Below are 19,342 nucleotides of genomic sequence, written 5' to 3'. Positions count from 1 at the left end.
TCTGCTGTTCGCCCCAAGAAAGGGCGCCGTCACGCACTTTCGTATGCCCTAACGCCAATACCGTGGCAGCAGTTGCTTGTTCGATACGTGTGCTCATGGACACATTTTATGAGCACACGTTCTCGTATCGACGATCATGCGGAGAACTGTTCGGCGATGATGCGTTCGGAGAGATTCTGCCCCGGATCGAACAGCACTGTTACAGACTGGTCGCGATTTTCCCGCACCGTCACGGAGACGACGTCACGCACTTCGGTAAAATCCGCCACGGCCGCCACCGGCCGCTTTTCCGCCTCAAGCACCGTGAACGTGACCTCCGCCGTCGACGGCAGAAGCGCGCCGCGCCAACGTCTGGGCCGGAACGCGCTGATCGGCGTGAGGGGCAGCAGATTGCCCGACAGCGGGACGATCGGGCCGTGCGCCGAGAGATTGTAGGCTGTGGAGCCTGCTGGCGTGGAGACCAGCACGCCGTCGCAGATCAGTTCCGGCATCCGCTCCCGTCCGTCGATGTCGATTCGGATTTTGGCCGCCTGCCGGGTTTGTCGGAACAGGAAGACGTCGTTCAGCGCATAGGCCTCGTGCTCGGTTCCATCGCCGCAAACTGCCCGCATGATCAGGGGGTATAGCGTCGCGAGCTGGGCGACGGCCAGACGCGCTGGAAGATCATCTTCATCGAACGGATTCATCAGAAATCCGACCGACCCGCAATTCATGCCGTAGACCGGGATGTACCGTCCGGTCGCACGCCGCAACGTCTCGAGCATGAAACCGTCGCCGCCAAGGCAGATCACCGCCTCCGCATCGTCAAATGCGCAATCGCCGTAGCGATCGACAAGGCGCTGATAGGCCTCCTGCGCGACAGGCGTCTGCGTTGCCAGGAAGCAGAGCCGGGCAGGCGGATCGCGCAGCGGAGGAAAGGCGGATGGATCAAGGCTCATTGCGCTGAGTCTACCTGTATTGCGACGTCGGGACCATCGGCGTGCGGAGGACGCCCCGCGCCATCGTAATTCATGCCTTGCGGCGGAAAACACCCGCGCGCATCAGCCTGATCACGACCCCCGGCGCAGCCAGCAGCGGGTGGCGTTCGGCGAATGGCGTCAGCGTCAGCGCTACGCCAGTGTGGCGCGATATCTTCCAGACCAGATATCTGGCTCCGCCCGCAAAGGTGAAAGACGCCTTGATCAGCCGCGCGACGTTCAGCGGCCGGCCCATTCCGGCCCGGATGCGCCAGCGGCGAGACGCGGGGGGGCGCATGGCCGTCGGCAGGCCGGGATCGAGCATTGCCCCGTCTGCCGAAGCAGGCAGATCCCCGGCGAGCCAGCACAACGGCAGCAGCCTGCGGTAACGCGCCTCCGCCCCGCCAAGCAGACTGGCCGGGCGCCGCGACGATTCCACTCGCAATTCCGCTGCGTAGGTGCGTTCGAACAGCCCGAGCCAGTACTGCTCCGCGTCTCCCCGTTCTGGCCCGAGTTTGGCAGCCCAAAGGGCCGCCGTGGCGACGGCCCGCACCACGCAACGCAGAATCGCGTCGGCCGCCGCCGCGTCCCTGACCCAGACAAGGCGCGCGGGCTGCGAAAAACGCGCCCAAACCGTCGTGTCGAAGGCGTCCGGGCGCGTCAGGCGGCGGAACTGCGCCAGCGACAGGATAGCGACTTTGGCGCGCATCACGCGCCCGTCGATTGATCGCTCATGATATTCGACGTTTGGCGGCAGCAGGGCATTGGCGATGCGCGCGACCCGTCCACGCGGCCAGTCGCGCTGACGCTCCACGATCACGTAAAAATCAAGCACGCTGTCGGAAAGATCAGCGTCGTTTTCCGCGGAGCCTGCTCCGGCAGTCGCGCCAGCGTTCCTTTCCGGGGCCGTATTGTCCAGCAACCGCGCTGCGGAGCCATAGAACAGCACGCCCAGCGGTCGCGCCGTACCGACGATCGCCGCTGCGAAACGCGTGACCGAAGGCGGCGTGGGCCGCGTCAGCTCCGCCACCAAGGTATTCGCAACGGCGCCCGCTGCGTTCAGTGACAAGCCGGTGCGGGTGGAACTGATCATGGAGAGGCCCTGCTTCTGGATTGCCATGTTTCCCGGGCTTCAATTCCGACCATAGCGTCTGCGAGTCGTCCGAAGCGGCGCGTGAACGCGTCAACGACGGCGCCCTCCAGAGCCGCCGTCATGTCAGCTCGCTCAGGCGTTGACGAAAGCGATGCCCGGCCCTTGTGCGAGCAGGATGCAGCCATCCGGGCCGGTGTCCAGTTCTTCGCCATCGAGCACGAGCCGATCGCGCGTCTCGATCCGGACCGACCCTGCCTGACCGCTGCGGTAGGTTGACGATGACCGGAGCCAGCCGGGCTTCTGGCGACGCATCAGCGACGCGACGGCGCGGGGCAGCTTCTGCGGATTGGCGAGGATGTCGAGGTAGAAAAAACCGCCGTTCGCAGGCGTCCTGTTGTTCCAGAACGGCCATACGCCGTGGCCCAGTCGGTGCAGGGCGGAGCAGAGAAACAGAAATCGGGCGGCGTCTTCCGGCGCGCCCTCGTCGATCGCAAGCGACATCACCTCGCCGTTCATCCAGCGGCGCCGGGTCTCTTTGCGGAGCAACTGACGCACTGCCCAGATCACCGTCGCCAGCACCGCCATGTCATGAGAGTAACGATTGAGGATCGCAGGCTGATGGGCAAGTTCGATCCCGCGCGTGAAAGCGGCCAGGCCGCAGAACATTCCGGCGATCGGCGCGCGGTTCGAACCCGGCCAGGACACCAGGATGGGGCGCCGGGTCTGCGTGTTGGAGAACAGCGTGCCATTCCGCTCGCGCTCGAGCAGCGTCGTCAACGCGGCGACGCCGCGATTCTTCAGACCGACGTCCTCGGCGATCAGATTCGTGTTTCCGGATGGCAGAATCGCGAGGGCGGGTAGTTCGCCGGGAGGGTAGACGGCGATGATGGCGCTCATCACGTCGCTGACCGTGCCGTCGCCGCCGTTCACGACGATGCAGCGAACGCCCTGAGCGGCCAGCGCCTTGATTTCCGTGAACAGCTCGTCCCGGTCGGACGGGGTGAGGAACATCGGACCGAGCTGACGCGCAGCTTCCCGTTCGAACTCGCCGTCGCCGTCGCGCGCGTTGCGGCGGCTCCGCGGGTTATGAATCAGGGCGAGGCGTGACGTCACTGGATATTCCGCAAATCTTGCTCGTCGTGCGAGGCGTCGTGAGGGGACGTCTCAGTGTCGGGGCAGGCGGGTCTCCCCGGCTGGTCGGCTGATATAGACAGGCTGGCCGCAATTGTCACACGCCGCTCGTCCCGCTAATTCTCCGCCAGCTGTCGTGAGCTGCGGCGATACGTGCTCCGCACTTGATCCGTTGGCGAGTTTAAGGGATCGATGGCGGTGTTGACGTCCTGCGGCCGGACGAAAACCCGGAACGTATGCTAGTGTGCGTGGACCGTGCTTCGACCCGCTATAAAAGCGCTTCGGGGAACAGGGTCGCATGAAGAGGTCAGGAAACACCGCTTTGTCAGCCGTTCTGGCGCATCTCTCCGATCCGCATCTGCCGTTACGGACATATCCCGGCGTGCGCGAATTGATGAGCAAGCGCGCCCTGAGCCTGCTGTCGTGGGGGTTGCGCAGGCGCTTTGTGCACCGTGAGGGACCGCTGGCCGCCGTGTTGGCGGACATCGAGGCGAGCGCGGTTGACGCTCTGGCGGTGACTGGCGATCTGACCAATCTGGGCACAGGGTCCGAATTCCGCGCTGCTGCGGCATGGCTGCGACGCTTCGACCGTCCTGTCGCGGTTATCCCGGGCAATCATGATGCGATGGCGCCGATTGCGTGGAACGAGGGACCGGGCTTGTGGGCTGATCTGGGAGGCATGGCCGACCCCGGCGAGCCAGCCGTCACGACGCTCGGGCGCGTGGCGCTGGTCGGCGTTAACTCCGCCATCCCGACGCCGCCCTTTATGGCCGGAGGACGAATCGGCCGGGATCAGGCGGAGCGGCTGATCGCGACATTGCACCGTCTTCGGACCGAGGGGTTGTGCCGGATCGTGATGATCCACCATCCGCCGCGCCCCGGTCTGGTGGTTCCGCGCAAGGCTTTGTGGGATGCGGGGATGTTCGCGGAGGCGATAGCGGAGGCCGGGGCGGAGCTTGTGCTGCACGGCCACTCTCATCGCGGCACCGACAGCGTCGTGCCCGGTTCCGACACGCCGCTGATTGGCGTGACCTCGGCGTCGCATAGCCCCGGCAGGCTGGATCGGGCGGCTGGCTGGAATCGGATCGTCGTCGAGCCGGTGGAGCGCCGCGCCGATGTCTCTGGCGCTGCTGACGCGCCGCCCTCAGGCGGTCGACCCGCCCCTTCTCCCGCCCGCCCGGGTCTCGTCGCATGGCGGATTGGCGTGGAGCGGCGGAGGCTCGGGACCGACGGCCTGCTTCATGCGCTGCCTCGTCTTGAATTCCTTCGGCCATGCGTCGAAAGCGGCTTATCGTGAAGAGCCAATCGCGTCTCTATGAACCGCCTTTCGCGCACGTCCCGGCGGTGGTCCGCCCGAACACGCTCGATGCGTATTTGCTGGCGCAGGCCGTGCCTCCATTCGTCATCGCCCTGTCGGTCGTGCTCATCGCATTGTTGCTGGAACGGCTTCTGGTTCTGTTGAACCTGCTGGCGGCGGAGGCGAGTCCGTTCTCGACGCTGCTCCGACTGCTCGCCGACCTGTTGCCTCACTACATGGGGCTGGCGCTTCCCGCCGCGCTGTGCGTGTCGATCTTCGCCGTCGTGCGCCGGATGAGCGACACAAACGAACTCGACTCCCTGATGAGCAGCGGCGTGTCTCTTCTGCGCGTCTGTCGCCCGTTCGCCATCGCCGGGGCCGCGCTCGGCGTGATGTCCATGTTGCTCTACGGCTATATCCAGCCGCACGCGCGGTATCAGTTCCGCGAGGGGTTTTATCTGGCCAGCCACGCGGGCTGGGCGCCGGTGCTGCAGCCGGGCGTCTTCGCAACGCCGTCCCCCACCATTTCATTACGGGCCGATGGCGTCAGTCATGACGGCACGGATCTGACAGGCGTGTTCATCCGCGATACGAGCGACGGGCGTGAGCGTGATATCGTCGCGAAACGCGGCCACGTCCGCGTAAACACGGCGAAGGCCGAAGCCCAGATCGATCTGACGGACGGCTCCATCCTGACCATCCCGCAAAAAGGCGAGCCGAGCGTCACATATTTCGATCACGCGACTCGTCTGATCAGCCATGCCCAGCAATCGCAGTTCCGCAATCGAGGCGATGACGAGCGTGAGTTGACGTCGGGAGAACTGTCGCGGGAACTGCATCGTGACGCCCGCGCGGCCAGGGGCCTCGTGGACACAGTCACGCCCCCCTCCGCTTCACAGCAACAGTTCGCCTCGGAAGACATACCGCCGCAAAGCCTGCGGGCGGAACTGAATTTCCGCCTGGCTCGCAGCCTGTCCATTCCCTTCATCCCGATCCTCGCCGCCTCGCTGGCTATCCTTGGCAAACGCAAGCGGGGCAGCGCCGGGCTGGCGGTCGCTGTCGTCATCCTTGTGACGTACGACCACGCGCTGCAATTCGGAGAAAGTCTGGTGGCGACGGGACGCAGCTCGCCGCTCCTCGTCATCTGGGCGCCGACGCTTCTGTTTTGTGGGGCCTGCACGGCGCTGATTCTGGCGCGCGCGGACATGATCGCGCCAGCGAATCTTCGGGCGGTCCTGCAGGACGTCGCCCGGATGCGTCTTTTCCGGCGGCGGCTGTCGGGCGAGGCTCGATGAACGCCCCGCTACTCCGGTCAGCTGGGCCGCGCCATGTGTTGCTGCGGTATCTCTCCCTCCTGCTTACGACCCGCGTGGCCATGTGCTGCGCGATTCTGATCGCGCTGATGGAACTGCTCGGCTTGCTGGAGCAGATGACGCCAATCCTGCGTCGTCATCTCGGCGTGACCGGCGTGCTGACCTACATGACGCTGCATTTGCCGCTCATGCTCCAGACGGCGTTGCCACTCAGCGTGCTCGTCGGCGCGCTGCTGATGCTGACCCAGATGACCGTCAGCAACGAGACGGCGATCCTGCGCGCCTCCGGACTTTCCACCCTCGGCCTCGTCGTGCGTCTGGCGCCGGCGACGCTGGCGCTTGGGCTGTTCGGCGTGGTGGTGGAGGATCAGCTTACGCCCCGGTCCGAACTGGCTCTGGCGGCGTGGTGGAGCCACAGCGACCCGCATCCGGAGGACGGACGCTCCTTCTGGTTCGCTGTTCCTGAAGACGTATCGCGAAGTGGGGGCGTGGCCAGCGAACTGGCGCATGTCGGGTATGTCAAGGACGTGGGTAAGAGCGCGTTTGGCGTCGACTTGTACGACAGGGACGCGGAGGGCAGACTTCTCGGCGTGACCCATGCAGCGCGTGCGACATATGACGAGGGCGGCTGGACATTGTGGGAGGTGAAGCGCTCTGTCGTCGCGCCCGACGGCGACGCCGCGCGAGTGCAGGTGAGCACAGAGCCACAGGTGCGCTGGGGCAACACGTTCCGCGCCAGTGATATGCTGCGCCTGTCCATGGACACCGCGCCGTTGTCTTCGTTCGACATCTGGCGGGCGCTGGACGGTCGGGTGGCGACCAGTCTGGCTCCTGGTTACCTGCGCGCTGCGCTCATCGAACGCCTGCTGCGTCCGCTTGCATTGCTGGTCATGCTTTTGCTTGCGACGCCGGTGGTCTATATCCCTCCGCGTACCGGGATGCGCAGCTGGCTGCCCGTCTGGTGTCTGGGGGGCGGACTGCTCTTCATCATCGTGCAAGGCATGTTCCGCGCGATGGGCAATGCGGGGCTTCTTCCTGCCCCGGTCGCGACCGTTCCCGGACTGCTGATCTTCACCATGGCGGCGGGCGCCGTGCTTTTGAGGAACGAAGAGCAATGAGCGGGACCTTGCGCAACTCGACCATCCGGTCCGGGCGCAGCTTCGATCTGGGTAAGATGAACCTGCGGCAGCTTTGGGTCGCGTATCTCACCTACCCGACCATCCTTCTGTATTTCGCGCTTGCGCTTGCGAGTCTGATTCTGGCGGCGCGCAACTTCGCGGGGTGGGGGGCGACCTGCGCTTCAATTCTGGCGGTCGTGCTGATCTACCCGGTCGTCTGGTATCTGCTGCATCGCTATGTGCTGCATGGGCAGTATCTCTACAAATCCCGCTGGACGGCGGCGTTCTGGAAACGCATCCACTTCGATCATCATCAGGACCCGCATCTGCTGGACGTCCTGTTCGGGGCGCCGTCGACCACTCTTCCGACCATCGCCGTGATCACCCTTCCAGTCGGCTGGATGATAGGCGGCCCCGGCGCGGCGGCCACAGCGTTCGGGACAGGGGTCGTGATCACCTGCGTCTACGAATTCTTTCACTGCATCCAGCATCTGAACTACAAGCCGAAGGCAGCGTGGATACAGCGCATGAAGGCGCGCCACGTCCTGCATCACTTCCATGATGAAGACGGCAATTTCGGCATCACGAGTTACGTGGTCGATCGCGCGCTGGGCACCTATTACGTTGACGCCCGCGCCCGAACCCGTAGCCCAAGCGTCTTCAACCTCGGCTACAACGTTGACGAAGCCAAACGCTATCCGTGGGTCATGCGTCTGACGGGCTCCGCGCCGAAAGACCGTCCGGATGGAGCGCGTGGCGACAGCGACGCACCGCGCGGCGCGGGAAAACACGCGTGAGACGCTTCGCGTGATTGAGGCGCCGCGCGCCGTCGGGCCGCTTACCGCGCTCGTTCTGGCCGGTTCACGCGCTGGCGCGGCCGACCCCATGGCTGTGGCGGCGGGGCTTTCGCATAAGGCGCTGATTCCCATCGCCGGACGGCCCATGATCTCTCATGTCATCGATACGCTTCTCGCCACGCCCGGCGTGGGTCGCGTGGTCGTGTGCATCGAGACTCCGGAGGCGCTGACCGGGGTCCTGCCGCCGGGCGTCGAGACCATGACGGCGGCGGCCGGGCCAAGCGCGAGCGTTCTGTCTGCTCTGGCGGCCTACGGCGCGCCATTGCTGGTGACTACAGCCGACAATCCGCTGCTGCGTCCGGCCTGGGTGCAGGCGTTTCTGGACGGCGCTGCGGGCGCGGACGTTGCGGCCGGCGTCGCGGGCGAGGCTGCTGTAAGGCGGGACGTGCCCGGCACGAAGCGAACCTTTATACGCCTTTCGGACGCAGCGTTTTCCGGCTGCAACCTGTTTTTGTTCCGCACGCCGGGCGCTGCGCGCGTGGCGGCGCTGTGGCGGCGGATTGAACGCGAGCGCAAGCATCCGCTGCGGATGGGCTGGCTTCTTGGTCCCGGCGTCCTGCTGCGGGTGTTGACCGGACGGCTGACCGTGCGTGCGCTGTGCGAGCGGATCGGGCGTTTGACCGGGGCGGAAGCTCGCCTTGTGTTCATGCCGGACGGTCGCGCCGCCGTGGACGTAGACAAACCCGCAGATCTCGAACTGGTGAAAGCGTTGATGGCCGCTGAGGCCGCCTGACCCGAGATTACGGGTGAGGTTCGCACGCGTCCTGGCCTTCGATCTTCCCTGTCGTTGCAAAGTCAGGAAAACGTGCGCTGGCGCCCGGCGCTTCTGCCGCTGCGCCGTTTTGCCTTCAATGTGCGTGCCGGTGATGCAGGTCCGGGTAGTGAGGGTGCCGGTGGGTCATGGGCTGGTGGCGGTGCCAGTGCGTATGTGGCTCCCCCGGTGGATCGTTTGGTCCATGCGTATGCTGGTGGTGCTCGTCGTGAATGTGGCGGTGGCTATGCTCCAGCGCCTCATGGGTGTGTTCGTGGTCGTGCCGTTCGACGAGATGCAGATACAATCCGACGGCCATTAGAAGGGTCGCGGCGCCAAGCCGCCATGTCATGGGCTCATCGAAGAGCGCAATCGCCAGAATTGCGCCGATAAACGGCGCTGCGGAGAAATAGGCGCCGGTCCGCGCTGCGCCGAGATGGCGTAGCGCCAGTACGAAGAGCACAAGGCTGACGCCGTATCCGAGGAAGCCAATCGTCCCGGCTGCCGCCATCTGGGGGAGCGGAGGCAGGCGCGCGCCGCTCGACAGAGCAAGAGACAGATTCACGGCGCCTGCGACCAGTCCTTTGAGCATGGCGATCTGCACAGGGTCAGATGAGGACAGTTTGCGGGTCAGATTGTTGTCGAGGCCCCAGGCGACGCACGCGCCGACGATGGCGAGGGCGCCCAATCCCAGACCGTCCGCTGTCCCTGCGCCGCCCGCGCCCTGCCACGAAAGAAGCGCCGCGCCGGAAAGAATTGCGAGAGCGCCGAGCAGCAGGCGTCGATCCACGTTCTCCCGAAAGGCGAGCCAGGCGATCCCCATCGTCGCAAGGCCTTCGACGTTGAGGAGCAGGGCGGCGCTGGAGGCGGGCGTGTGCGAAAGCCCGAGCATCAGCAACAAAGGACCTGCCACGCCGCCGCAGAGAATGACCAGTGCGAGCCATGGCGCGTCGCGGCGCTCCAGCGGCGCCTCGGCGGGCGCGTCGCCTCTGGCGCGCAGAATGAGGTGAAGCGCGGCGAGGCCGATCCCCGAACCGAGATACAGCAATCCGGCGAGAAGCCACGGATTCACGCCGTCGCCAAGGAGCATCTTGGCGAGCGGCGTGCTGGCCCCGAAGAGTCCCGCCGAGGCGATTGCTAAAGTGGACCCCGATTGAACTTTCATACGGCCTCTCCTCGATCGTCAGTGCGCGTGAGATCCTGCTCTCCGATCCTTCGATCTGGTCTGACCGACGGGCGATCGCGATTCAGCCCGCTGCTCCACCAGCCTTCAGGGCCGTGTAGTTCTTCTCGAACAGGGAGAGCAGATGGCGCGCGGTGCGTTCGTATTCCGCGCTGTCAGACCAGCTTCGGACGGGGTCGAGCACCTCTGCTGGAACTCCTTCTACAGCTTTCGGAAGCGAGAGACCAAAGAGCGGCTCCGCCTCGAACTCTCCACCGATCAGACCCCCGCCAAGAATCGCGGCGAGGATTGCCCGCGTATGTGTCAGCGACATCCGCTTGCCGACGCCGTATGCGCCCCCGGTCCAGCCGGTGTTCACCAGCCAGCATGTCACGTCCCCGCTGGACAGGCGCTGCTTAAGCAATTCGCCATACACCTGAGGCGGGCGCGGCAGGAACGGCCCGCCGAAGCAGGGGGAGAAGGTCGCCTGCGGCTCGCGCCCCAGCCCCTTTTCGGTGCCTGCGATTCTGGCGGTGTACCCGGAGATGAAGTGGTACATCGCCTGATCAGGCGTAAGCTTCGCCACCGGCGGCAGCACCCCGAATGCGTCCGCCGTCAACATGATGACGTTGCGTGGTTGTCCGGCGCGGCTGCCGGGGCAGATATTCGGCACGAAGTCGAGCGGGTAGCACGACCGGGTGTTCTCCGTCTGGGAAGAGTCGGTGAGGTCGAGCGCGCCGCCGGAGCCGATGGCGACGTTCTCCAGCACAACGCCGAAGCGGTGAGACGCCGCCCAGATATCGGGCTCGGCTTCCTGATTGAGGTCAATGACCTTGGCGTAGCAGCCGCCTTCGAAGTTGAAGACGCCCTCGTCCGACCAGCCGTGCTCGTCATCGCCAATCAGTGGACGTGCACGATCGGAGGACAGGGTCGTCTTGCCCGTTCCCGACAGCCCAAAGAACAGCGCAACGTCGCCATCGACGCCGACATTCGCCGAGCAGTGCATGGGCATGACGCCCTTGGCGGGAAGCAGCCAGTTCATGACGGTGAAGATCGATTTCTTGATTTCGCCGGCGTACTGCGTCCCGGCGATGACGACCAGTCGCTGGTCGAGGGAGAGAGTGACGGCCGTGGAACTGCGCACCCCGCATGTCGCGGCGTCGACTTCGAACCCCGGCGCATGCAGGATCACCCAGTCGGGCTCGAAGCCTTCAAGTTCGGCGTCGGACGGGCGGATGAACATGTTGCGGGCGAACAGGGCCTGCCAGGCGTTCGTCGTCACCAGACGCACGCGAATCCGGTGGGCTGGGTCCGCGCCTGCGTAGAGATCCTGCGTGAACAGGGGCTGGCCGGCCAGATATCCCCGCACCTGATCGGCGAGGCGCTGAAATTGCGCCGGCGCAAGTTTCTGGTTGATATCGCCCCACCAGACCTCGTCGGTCGAGGAGGGTTCGTCGACGACGAACTTGTCTTTTACTGATCGTCCTGTGTGTTCGCCGGTGTGGGCCACCAGCGCGCCGTCGGCGGAAAGGCGAGCTTCGCCGCGTCTGACGGAATGCTCGACCAGCTCCGCAGCTTTCAGGTTGGCGAAAACTTCAGGAACGTTCTTCAGGCCGGTTCCAGCCAATACGTCGCATGCATTCTGGGGGGCGGTGGCATTGTTCATTGATTATTCCTCGCCTGATGGACGTTCGTCTGCGGAAGCCGGCGCCGACGGAACAAGGCGAAGACGGTAACATCTCGATTGCGAAGAGTCTTGATTTACGCGTGTGGGACGCAGTTCCCTCGACGCATAACGTCACCCTTCTGGCGTGGAATATGCCTGCTAGCGGTCGAGGTCCGCCGCTATGGGGAGGTCCCGGAGCGGATGCGCTCGGAACATTCCGCTGTGTACGAAAATTGACGATGCAGCGTGATGGATTGCGGCGCGCGGGCTTGTTTCCGCGCGCCGCAACATGTTGATCTGTCAGCCGGTCAGATCGGAGCGAATGCGGCTCTGGCGACGACGCGGCGCGTCAGTCGCGCGCGGAGCGCGCGCGGCGCCAGCGGCAGTTTTCAACGCCGGAGCGGCGGACACTTCAGCTTCAAGCTGGGCGATGCGCTTGCGCACGCTTTCCCGCAGGGCGGGGGCCGTGTGCGACTTCATCGACGCCAGCGTTTCCTTGAGATCGCGAAGTTGCTTCTGTTTTTCCTCGAGCGTACGGCGGATCGGCTGATTATCCGAAAGCTGACCATGAAAAGAACGCATGACTGAATAACCTATCAGGCAGGACAAAAGGATGACGTCCCGCAGAGTGGGGACAAAACGACGAACAACAATTTAAGAAACAGGGATCGCCGGGAGCGTTTTACGATAACCGACCCTGCCGATCGGCGCCTCGAAAGACGACGCCTCCGGTCTGGTCCCTGGTATGCGCCCGACTTTCATCAGCCGGGCGTCCGCGCTCAGGAGTTGCTGAGCAGTATGCCCCTGAGCGAATCGAGCAATGTGGCGCATTGCTCGTCGGCGCCGACCGTCACCCTGAGCCAGGGGGCAGTGCGCGGGCCTTTCAGATGGCGCACGATAATCGCCCTTTCTCTCAACGCGGCAGCCAGATGGGCTGCGTCACGGTCCGGGTGTCGAGCGTACACAAAATTGGCGGACGAAGGCAAGACCTCGAACCCGAGCTCTCGCAACCCGCCGGACAGCTGCTCACGTGTCGCCATCACCCGTGCGACCGATTCGCTGAACCAGTTCTCGTCTTCTATTGCAGCCTGCGCGCCGACCTGCGCGAGGCGATCCAGCGGATAGGAGTTGAAGCTGTCCTTGACCCGGACGAGCGCCTCGATCAGCGCAGGATCGCCCAGAGCGAATCCTACGCGAAGCCCGGCGAGCGCGCGCGATTTCGACAGGGTCTGCACCACCAGCAGGTTGGGATAACGGCTGATAAGCGAGACGGCCGATTCCGCACCAAAATCGACGTAGGCTTCGTCCACCAGCACGACGCGGGACGGATGGGCCGCCAGCAACGTCTCGATGGCTGAGAGGGGTAAGGCGATTCCGGTCGGCGCATTGGGGTTGGCGACGATCACGCCGCTGCACGGGCGGGTGTAATCCTCCACGCGTACGCGCATGGCCTCGTCGAGCGGGATCAGCTCGAATGGCAGGCCGTAAAGGCCGCAATACACCGGGTAGAAGCTGTAGGTGACGTCAGCGAACAGCACCGGGTCGCCATGATCGAAAAACGCCTGGAAGGCGTGCGCGAGAACTTCGTCCGAGCCGTTGCCGACGAACACATGCGCCGCAGTCAGCCCGACGCGGCGCGCGATCGCATCGCGCAGAGCCGTGGCTTCGGGATCCGGGTACAGGCGCAGGTCGTCGCCTGTAGCCTCCCGGATCGCCGCGATCGCGCGCGGGGAGGGGCCGTATGGGCTCTCGTTCGTGTTCAGCTTGATCAGGTCGGCGATCTTTGGCTGCTCGCCGGGAACATAAGGCGTCAGGCGGCTTACGAGAGGGCTCCAGAGTTCGCTCATCGCGCGGTTCCGTTGCCCAACAGGTCCTGCATGGGCTCCGAACCCAGCGCGACGGCGATATCGCGGGCGTCACGCCCCTCTCCGTCGCGCAGGGTCGGGTTCGCTCCCGCCTCGATCAGCAGCTTCGCCATGTCCAGCCGCCCGAACATCACCGCGAACATAAGCGGCGTGCGCCCGACCTCGTTCGCGGCGTCCACCTGAGCGCCCGCTTCCAGCAACATGCGGGCGATCTCGATCTCGCCCTTGAACGCCACGCCCGCCAGGGCCGTGGCGCCCTTGGCGTCGCGCAGGTCGATTGTAGCTCCTGCGTCGAGCAGAACTTTCGTGGCCTCGAGATGGCCGTTGTACGTTGCGAGAATCAGCGCCGAATGGCCCTTTTCGTTGGAAAGGTCGGGGCTCAGTCCCGCCGCGACGAATTCCTGCACCAGATCGGCCTGCCCGTCGCGCGACGCGTTGAGAAACAGCGCCTCGACTTCGGCCAGATCGAACGCCTGCTCTTCGGGCGCAGTGGCGTCAGGCTTCCCTGTCCCGGCGTCGTGCTGACCTGTCATGGGCGTTCTCCTTGTAAACGTGACGCCGCAACGTGGCGGCGGCAGGCGCCCATCCTACCGTATCCGCAGCCGGGTTGCGAAGAGTCCGGCTTTCTCGGGCCGCCAGGCTGCTCTTGCGTCGGGGAACTCAGGTCAGCGAGATCAGACGTGTCTCGCCGAACGACAGGGGCGTGAATGCGTCAGGGGGTAAGCCGGCCCAGGCGGCCGTGTCCGCCAGGCAACGTTCGGGCTCCCCAAGCGGTTCCCGCGACAGTGGAAACGTGCCGAAATGCATGGCGACCGCCTTCTTCGCCTCCAGCGTGCGAAAAGCGGCGACCGCTTCCACCGGGTCGGCATGGACCCTGTGAAGGAAGGAACGCGGCGAATAGGCGCCGATCGGCAGCAACGCCAGATCCGGCGCGCCAAGCTTTTCCCGGATTTCCCGCCAGTGCGGGCCGTGGGCTGTGTCGCCTGCGAAAAATATGGAGCGCGGACCAACGTCGCCCACGGCGGGCAGGCTCAATGTCAGCCCGCCCCAAAGGCGGCGCCCGCCGTCGAAGGGCGTCCGCTGCGCGAAATGGCGCGCCGGCGTGCAGGTCGCGGCGACATCGCCGAATCGCATGCTATCCCACCAGTCCAGCTCGGACACGCGCCGAAGCCCCGCCTTGGCCAACAGATCGCTGTTGCCCAGAGGCGTGATCACGATCGGATCGTCCCGACGCGCGATGGCGCGAAGGCTGGGCAGGTCGAGATGATCGTAATGGCAGTGAGAGATGAGCAGCACGTCGATCTTCGGCAATTCCGCCAGCGTCCGTCCCGGCGCACGCAATCTGCGGGGACCGATGAAAGAGAACGGCGAGCAGCGTTCCGAGAAAATGGGGTCCGTCATGACCGTCAGCACGCGCCCCCCGGGCAGCGGCGCCCGCAGCAGGAACGTGCAGTGCCCGATGAAAGTGACGCTGATCCGCCCCGACCCGGGCGTTGTGAACGGGTCTCCCTGAGGCGGAGGGTCGATGATCCGTTCCGGTTTGTCGGTCAGAGAGGACAACGCCCAGCGCAGGAAACGCGTAGGTTTGACGCGCCTCGGCCCGTCAGGCGACCCTCGTTCGATGAATTCAGGGTCGTCCGGCTCTTCCGGCCACGCGTCGGGTCGTGGCGCTGGCGCCCAATCCTGCGGGAGCGGAGGGTTGAAGAACGCCAATCCGTCGGAATGATCGGAAGGCCGATGAGGTCGGAGCGTCATTCCGACCAGCATGCCCTATCCCGCGCCGCAAGGCGAGGGAGGAGGGCGACGTCTGCGGCCGCCGTATCCGTGCTTCTGCTTCAACGGTTGAGGCTGCGTTCCTCACGCATGAAGCCGCCGTTTTCGAACGGGCCCTCAGATATTATTTCGATATAGAAATGGAATAAAATTCCTTAATAATATCGATATTTTCTGTTTAGTGTCCATGTTTGCATGGACGCGGCGCCTGGGGCAGTGGCGTTTAACGATTGTCAGAACACGTTGGCGTCTTCGTTCCGTGCGCGAAAATAACGTTCGATCTCGCGGCGTAGACGGGGCTTGTTTCCGGCCAGTTCCCACGCCTGCCAGACATTGCGCTTCAGATCCTCGTCCGGGTCGAAGTGATTGCGCGCAAGAATGTCCCAGCGGCTTTCATAAGCCCGATCGCGCTTGGCTCCATGGAAACTGTGCTCGATCGTTCCGCCCAGCGCGCCGATATTCCCGTTGATCGCCTGCATCGCCCGCGACTGCCAGCGCAGGACATGGCGTTTGTACCCCTCCGAAATATTGCCCGGGTAAGATTCCTGCGCCCGGCCGATCAGTCCCAGCGCCATATGGTGATCCGCCGAACCCAGGGCGGCCATGTCGAGCAGGCCACCTGTGGCCTCCAGCGCCGAACGCGTGGCCGCCCACGCATACCCGGGATGCGCGAAGCGATACGGCGACCGGTGCGCGCGCGGCCCCTGCATGATCGGTTCACCGTCCATCCAGAGACGGCAGAAGGAGCGGTGAAGCTGCATATGCTCGCCGTTCGGGCCAAGGTCGTAGCAATCGGACCACGGCTGAATCACGTCGAAGAGTTGCAGCGCCTCCACTGTCTCGCGCGCCCAGTCCGGCTGGCGAAAAAACACGTCGCTGTCGATCCACGCGACCGTGCGCCAGTCATGCGGCAGGCTGGCGATACCGATATTCAGAAGCCGTTCTTTCTCCCACACCATGGAGTTCGCGCGCACGCCGACGTGCCGGACGCCGGGAAGCTCGCAGGTGAACGGTCGGTCGCCGTACTGGCACTCGACGACGGTGAGTTGCGCTCCGCTGTCGAGAATGTGCTGCGCCCAGTCGCGATAGATGCGATCCGGGGTTCGCCAGCGCAGCGGGTTCGAGCGGGAAGTGACGACGTGCAGTTGCGAAGAATGCATTCAGGAAGACCGGCAATGGAGGGAATGGGGCGCGGCGACGCGGGGCGCTATTTGGTCGCCAACGGGATGGGGTCGTCCGGGCGGGACGCGGTCGCAAGGATAGCTGTCATCATGTCTGGGCCGGCGGCGCGGGCAGATTTTCGCTCCGCCGCCCTTGTCATGGTCACAGGAAAGCCAGCGCCTCCTGAAGGGCGGCGATGACCCCAGGCCTCCAGACAGGTCCCAGACGAACAGGATCGGCGGCTTCTCAGAAGTCGTGACGTCTGAAGCGCCCTGGCACGCTTAGGGTCCAGCCGGGCGCATCCGCCCCCATTTCGCGGGCAGAACTATCGTGAAATACTGGGCTCCAGTTGAAAACTCAGGAACGCCCATACGTATGACTGTTACGCAGGACGCAACGCCACCCGCACGCAAGTCGCCACGCTTCGGCGTTTTCTCTCAGGTCGCGGTGGCGACAGCGCTCGGCCTTCTGGTCGGTCTGCTCGATTCTGCCTTCGCCGAGCAGACGCGCTGGCTTAGCGCGCTGTTCCTGCGCCTGATCGTTATGGCGGTCGGGCCGCTGCTGTTCTGCATTATCGTCACAGGCATCGTCAGCGCTGGCTCGCTGCGCACCGTCGGGCGGCTGGGTTTGCGCGCCCTGCTCTATTTCGAGGTCATGACGACGGCGGTCCTGTTGCTTGCGGTCGGCGCGGCGTTGCTCATCCACCCCGGCGCAGGCGTCGATTTTCACGCGACGGAAGCGGACGCACAGGCGGTGGCGTCGTTCGCGGGCAATGCGCATCTGCTGCACAATGGCGGCGTCACCGGTTTTCTGCTGGCTCTCGTGCCGCGTTCGCCCGTTTCGGCCTTCGCTGACGCTAATATTCTACAGATTCTCGTCTTCGCCATCCTGTTCGGTTGCTGCCTCGCGCAGATTGGGCCAGCAGGAGCCCCGCTCATAAAGCTGACAGACAGTCTCACCGCGCTCTTTTCGCGGATGATGCGCTATATCATCGCGACTGCGCCTTTGGGGGTGTTTGGCGCCGTGGCGTCCACGACCGCGCAGTACGGGCTCGAGGCGATCGAGAGTCTTGCAGCGTTCGTGCTGATATATTGTGTTGCGATCACAGTGTTCATGACCGTAGTGCTTGGCGGCTGTCTGCTCGCCTGCGGGATCAATCCTCTGCGTTTCATGCGTTACCTGCGCGAAGAGATCGTCATCGTCGCCGCCACGACCAGTTCGGATTCGGTGCTGCCCAGCGTCATGGCCAAGCTGGAGCGCATGGGCGTGTCGCGGCAGGTCGTCGGGCTGGTGACGCCTGCCGGATATTCTTTCAATCTCGACGCGCTGTCGATTTATCTTGGCTTCGCAGTCGTGTTTCTCGCGGAGGCGACGCACACGCCCCTGGGCTGGGGCCAGATGTTCGCCATGCTGGCGACGGCGCTTATCACGTCGAAGGGCGCGCATGGCGTGCCGGGCGTCGCCATCGTGGTGCTGGCGGCCACGCTTGGCGCGGCGCCATCCATTCCGGTGGCGAGTCTTGTGCTGCTTCTGGCGGTCGACTGGTTCGTCGGTATTCCGCGTTCCGTCGGCAATCTTATTGGAAATTGCGTCGCGCCTGTGGTCATCGCGGCGTGGGAGGGGACGCTGGACCGGGAGCAGGCGCGTCGGACGCTAGGGGGCGCTTAGGGCAGGGCTGGACGTTTGGCGAGCGTGGCCGTGGTATAGGAGGGGTTTTGATTTGCTGCCGGGTGAGTTTTTTGAAATATTTAAAATATACTGAAAATATTTATATAAAAATCATGCAAATTCGTAAGTTAAATATTCCTCTTCGTGCCTTTGCGTTTTTCACCTGGCCCGGTATTCGGCCGCATGCAGCGGGAATAACTGATCGGATGGCAATGCTCCCTCAAATACAGAGGATGTGCCTCTACGTAAGTCAACGCGAGTCGAGGATGACAATCTCCAGAATTCTCGCTGCGTTCCGGGGTCATGTCGCTTATTCCGGCGTTGGTTTTTCGGCAATGTGCGTATGGCAATTTTTGGAAGAATTTTTGATATCTGGCCCGTCTACATCGGAAATTTTCTACATGGATCCAATCTTCTGAAAATGAACGCAAAGATCTGCCTTCCCTACGGATCCAAGTGTCACCAATGTCATAGCCTGGGCGCCGGACGCCGTTAGCAACGAAGCGGAAATGTGATTTTTTCAGTCAGTTTCATCATAATCCTGGACTTTTAGAAAATAATCAGCGCCTTCGGCAAAGCCGTTCGCTCGATACGTCGAACGAAGTCTCTTCACAAGATTTGGGGTGGCGTAATCTGTAATTTTCGATTCCATCAAAGCGGGTTGCGCTCTTCCGGATTGATCCAGATACCAATGGTAGAACGCGTCCGCTTGCGCGGCTGGTGTTATGACTTGGGCGAACGCAACCGCCGGCAGAGAATGGAGGCAGGCGAGAGTTGTTAAAGAGGGGAATGTGAAGCGCATATCTCACCTGCGGCCGCAACAGCCGCACTGCATTCCCTTTCAGAAGAGAGCAGACCTCACGACATCACGGCAGGTCTGCCCCAGGCCTGCGCAGCCCCTGTAAGTTCGATCACCCAGTTCGCGACGGCTTCGCCGAGCAGGCGGTAGCCGAAATCGCCCATATGCAGGCCGTCAGGCGACAGATCGTCCCGCGTCATCCCGTATTCGGCGCACCAGGACTTCATGCGGCCATAACGATCGAACACGGGCACGCCCAGTTCCCGCCCGAGTGCAGGCGTCGCGTCACGAAACGCCGGGAATGCGGCGCATTCCTCCATCATCCGGCTCCATTGCGGCCCGATCATCGCCAGATCGGCGCCGCTCTCACGCAACGTCGACAGATCCTTGCGGGTCAGGTCCTCGAACTCGGCGAGAGGGACGTTCTGCCACGCGTCGTTGGTGCCGCCCTGCCAGATCACGAGATCGGCATTGGCGCTCAGAACCGGTTGCAGACGCGCGTGCATCTCGCGCGCGCCATTGCCGCCAATCCCCAGATTGACGATCGTCAGTCCGCCGCGTGCGAAAGGTTCGAATGTCCGGGCGAAGATCGGCGCAAAACCATGTTCCGGTGAACTGGCGCCCACGCCTTCGGTCGTGGATGAACCGAACAGGCAGATAGTCACGGGTTCGCCAGCTTCAAGACGGCTGGTCAGGCGAGGAAAGAACGTCATCGGGAACAACTCTCCGAAC

The 19,342-nt window shown here is 64.0% G+C and carries 18 protein-coding genes; 6 read left to right on the top strand and 12 right to left on the bottom strand.

Going from position 1 to position 19,342, the window contains the following annotated elements; all coding sequences use genetic code 11:
- Positions 1–134: 134 nt before the first annotated feature.
- From G442_RS0103790 to G442_RS0103775, 3 genes are all read right to left on the bottom strand, one after another.
- Complete coding sequence (locus G442_RS0103790) at positions 135–938, bottom strand: NAD kinase (RefSeq protein WP_026396900.1); 804 nt, start codon at positions 936–938, stop codon at positions 135–137.
- 70 nt (positions 939–1,008) lie between these two features.
- Positions 1,009–2,049 (bottom strand): hypothetical protein, encoded by a 1,041-nt coding sequence (locus G442_RS0103785; RefSeq protein ID WP_026396899.1) that lies wholly within the window; start codon positions 2,047–2,049, stop codon positions 1,009–1,011.
- Between the two features lie 132 nt (positions 2,050–2,181).
- Positions 2,182–3,162: a diacylglycerol/lipid kinase family protein gene (locus tag G442_RS0103775; protein ID WP_026396898.1), complete on the bottom strand. Its 981-nt coding sequence runs from the start codon at positions 3,160–3,162 to the stop codon at positions 2,182–2,184.
- A gap of 316 nt (positions 3,163–3,478) precedes the next feature.
- On the opposite strand from G442_RS0103775, the gene G442_RS20800 reads away from it, so the two are divergent.
- From G442_RS20800 to G442_RS0103750, 5 genes are read left to right on the top strand one after another with little or no spacing between them, the layout of a single operon-like run.
- Complete coding sequence (locus G442_RS20800; RefSeq protein ID WP_051291897.1) at positions 3,479–4,477, top strand: metallophosphoesterase family protein; 999 nt, start codon at positions 3,479–3,481, stop codon at positions 4,475–4,477.
- On the top strand, positions 4,474–5,772 hold the full coding sequence (locus G442_RS20795; RefSeq protein ID WP_051291896.1) for an LptF/LptG family permease: 1,299 nt from the start codon (positions 4,474–4,476) through the stop codon (positions 5,770–5,772). Before G442_RS20800 ends, G442_RS20795 begins: the two co-directional genes overlap by 4 nt.
- The gene (locus G442_RS0103760) at positions 5,769–6,908 is read left to right on the top strand and encodes an LptF/LptG family permease (protein WP_026396897.1); all 1,140 of its coding nucleotides are present in this window, start codon (positions 5,769–5,771) and stop codon (positions 6,906–6,908) included. The genes G442_RS20795 and G442_RS0103760 overlap by 4 nt, the downstream gene beginning before the upstream one ends.
- Positions 6,905–7,705 carry a sterol desaturase family protein gene (locus G442_RS0103755; RefSeq protein WP_026396896.1) on the top strand — a complete coding sequence of 267 codons (801 nt, stop codon included), beginning with the start codon at positions 6,905–6,907 and terminating at the stop codon, positions 7,703–7,705. The genes G442_RS0103760 and G442_RS0103755 overlap by 4 nt, the downstream gene beginning before the upstream one ends.
- A 13-nt stretch (positions 7,706–7,718) precedes the next feature.
- Complete coding sequence (locus tag G442_RS0103750; RefSeq protein ID WP_035376191.1) at positions 7,719–8,498, top strand: nucleotidyltransferase family protein; 780 nt, start codon at positions 7,719–7,721, stop codon at positions 8,496–8,498.
- A gap of 115 nt (positions 8,499–8,613) precedes the next feature.
- Here the strand turns inward: G442_RS0103750 and G442_RS0103745 are convergent, their stop codons facing one another.
- From G442_RS0103745 to G442_RS0103715, 7 genes are all read right to left on the bottom strand, one after another.
- The gene (locus G442_RS0103745; RefSeq protein ID WP_026396894.1) at positions 8,614–9,681 is read right to left on the bottom strand and encodes a DMT family transporter; all 1,068 of its coding nucleotides are present in this window, start codon (positions 9,679–9,681) and stop codon (positions 8,614–8,616) included.
- 82 nt (positions 9,682–9,763) lie between these two features.
- Positions 9,764–11,344: a phosphoenolpyruvate carboxykinase (ATP) gene (pckA, locus tag G442_RS0103740; RefSeq protein ID WP_026396893.1), complete on the bottom strand. Its 1,581-nt coding sequence runs from the start codon at positions 11,342–11,344 to the stop codon at positions 9,764–9,766.
- Positions 11,345–11,644: 300 nt separating this feature from the next.
- On the bottom strand, positions 11,645–11,926 hold the full coding sequence (locus G442_RS24245; protein ID WP_084440344.1) for a hypothetical protein: 282 nt from the start codon (positions 11,924–11,926) through the stop codon (positions 11,645–11,647).
- Positions 11,927–12,123: 197 nt separating this feature from the next.
- Positions 12,124–13,191: a histidinol-phosphate transaminase gene (gene hisC / locus G442_RS0103730; protein WP_026396891.1), complete on the bottom strand. Its 1,068-nt coding sequence runs from the start codon at positions 13,189–13,191 to the stop codon at positions 12,124–12,126.
- Positions 13,188–13,742, bottom strand: coding sequence for an ankyrin repeat domain-containing protein (locus tag G442_RS0103725; protein ID WP_026396890.1), 555 nt, complete (start codon positions 13,740–13,742; stop codon positions 13,188–13,190). The genes hisC and G442_RS0103725 overlap by 4 nt, the downstream gene beginning before the upstream one ends.
- A gap of 127 nt (positions 13,743–13,869) precedes the next feature.
- The gene (locus G442_RS0103720) at positions 13,870–14,964 is read right to left on the bottom strand and encodes an MBL fold metallo-hydrolase (protein WP_026396889.1); all 1,095 of its coding nucleotides are present in this window, start codon (positions 14,962–14,964) and stop codon (positions 13,870–13,872) included.
- A gap of 251 nt (positions 14,965–15,215) precedes the next feature.
- Positions 15,216–16,142, bottom strand: a complete 927-nt coding sequence (locus G442_RS0103715; RefSeq protein WP_026396888.1) for a hypothetical protein — start codon at positions 16,140–16,142, stop codon at positions 15,216–15,218.
- Between the two features lie 376 nt (positions 16,143–16,518).
- Between G442_RS0103715 and G442_RS0103705 the strand changes: the two genes are divergently transcribed.
- Positions 16,519–17,811 (top strand): cation:dicarboxylate symporter family transporter, encoded by a 1,293-nt coding sequence (locus tag G442_RS0103705; protein ID WP_051291895.1) that lies wholly within the window; start codon positions 16,519–16,521, stop codon positions 17,809–17,811.
- Between the two features lie 520 nt (positions 17,812–18,331).
- Here the strand turns inward: G442_RS0103705 and G442_RS24880 are convergent.
- Complete coding sequence (locus tag G442_RS24880; protein ID WP_154660342.1) at positions 18,332–18,613, bottom strand: hypothetical protein; 282 nt, start codon at positions 18,611–18,613, stop codon at positions 18,332–18,334.
- A 56-nt stretch (positions 18,614–18,669) separates the two neighbouring features.
- A complete protein-coding gene (locus tag G442_RS20785; RefSeq protein WP_035376144.1) occupies positions 18,670–19,323 on the bottom strand; it encodes an SGNH/GDSL hydrolase family protein in 654 nt (217 codons plus the stop codon).
- Positions 19,324–19,342 lie beyond the last annotated feature (19 nt).

This window comes from Acetobacter nitrogenifigens DSM 23921 = NBRC 105050, assembly GCF_000429165.1.
In the GTDB taxonomy this organism is placed as follows: Bacteria; Pseudomonadota; Alphaproteobacteria; order Acetobacterales; family Acetobacteraceae; genus Acetobacter; species Acetobacter nitrogenifigens.
The sequence above is the reverse complement of the archived record's forward strand: the minus strand, read 5'-3'. Positions and strand labels throughout refer to the sequence as shown.

Coding starts and splice junctions, on each gene's coding strand:
- hisC (WP_026396891.1), bottom strand. CDS start 13,191: ATGAGCGAACTCTGGAGCCCTCTCGTAAGCCGCCTGACGCCTTATGTT.
- G442_RS0103720 (WP_026396889.1), bottom strand. CDS start 14,964: ATGACGCTCCGACCTCATCGGCCTTCCGATCATTCCGACGGATTGGCG.
- G442_RS0103725 (WP_026396890.1), bottom strand. CDS start 13,742: ATGACAGGTCAGCACGACGCCGGGACAGGGAAGCCTGACGCCACTGCG.
- G442_RS24245 (WP_084440344.1), bottom strand. CDS start 11,926: ATGCGTTCTTTTCATGGTCAGCTTTCGGATAATCAGCCGATCCGCCGT.
- G442_RS0103705 (WP_051291895.1), top strand. CDS start 16,519: ATGACTGTTACGCAGGACGCAACGCCACCCGCACGCAAGTCGCCACGC.
- G442_RS0103760 (WP_026396897.1), top strand. CDS start 5,769: ATGAACGCCCCGCTACTCCGGTCAGCTGGGCCGCGCCATGTGTTGCTG.
- G442_RS0103755 (WP_026396896.1), top strand. CDS start 6,905: ATGAGCGGGACCTTGCGCAACTCGACCATCCGGTCCGGGCGCAGCTTC.
- G442_RS0103790 (WP_026396900.1), bottom strand. CDS start 938: ATGAGCCTTGATCCATCCGCCTTTCCTCCGCTGCGCGATCCGCCTGCC.
- G442_RS0103785 (WP_026396899.1), bottom strand. CDS start 2,049: ATGATCAGTTCCACCCGCACCGGCTTGTCACTGAACGCAGCGGGCGCC.
- G442_RS0103745 (WP_026396894.1), bottom strand. CDS start 9,681: ATGAAAGTTCAATCGGGGTCCACTTTAGCAATCGCCTCGGCGGGACTC.
- G442_RS20785 (WP_035376144.1), bottom strand. CDS start 19,323: ATGACGTTCTTTCCTCGCCTGACCAGCCGTCTTGAAGCTGGCGAACCC.
- G442_RS24880 (WP_154660342.1), bottom strand. CDS start 18,613: ATGCGCTTCACATTCCCCTCTTTAACAACTCTCGCCTGCCTCCATTCT.
- G442_RS20800 (WP_051291897.1), top strand. CDS start 3,479: ATGAAGAGGTCAGGAAACACCGCTTTGTCAGCCGTTCTGGCGCATCTC.
- G442_RS0103715 (WP_026396888.1), bottom strand. CDS start 16,142: ATGCATTCTTCGCAACTGCACGTCGTCACTTCCCGCTCGAACCCGCTG.
- pckA (WP_026396893.1), bottom strand. CDS start 11,344: ATGAACAATGCCACCGCCCCCCAGAATGCATGCGACGTATTGGCTGGA.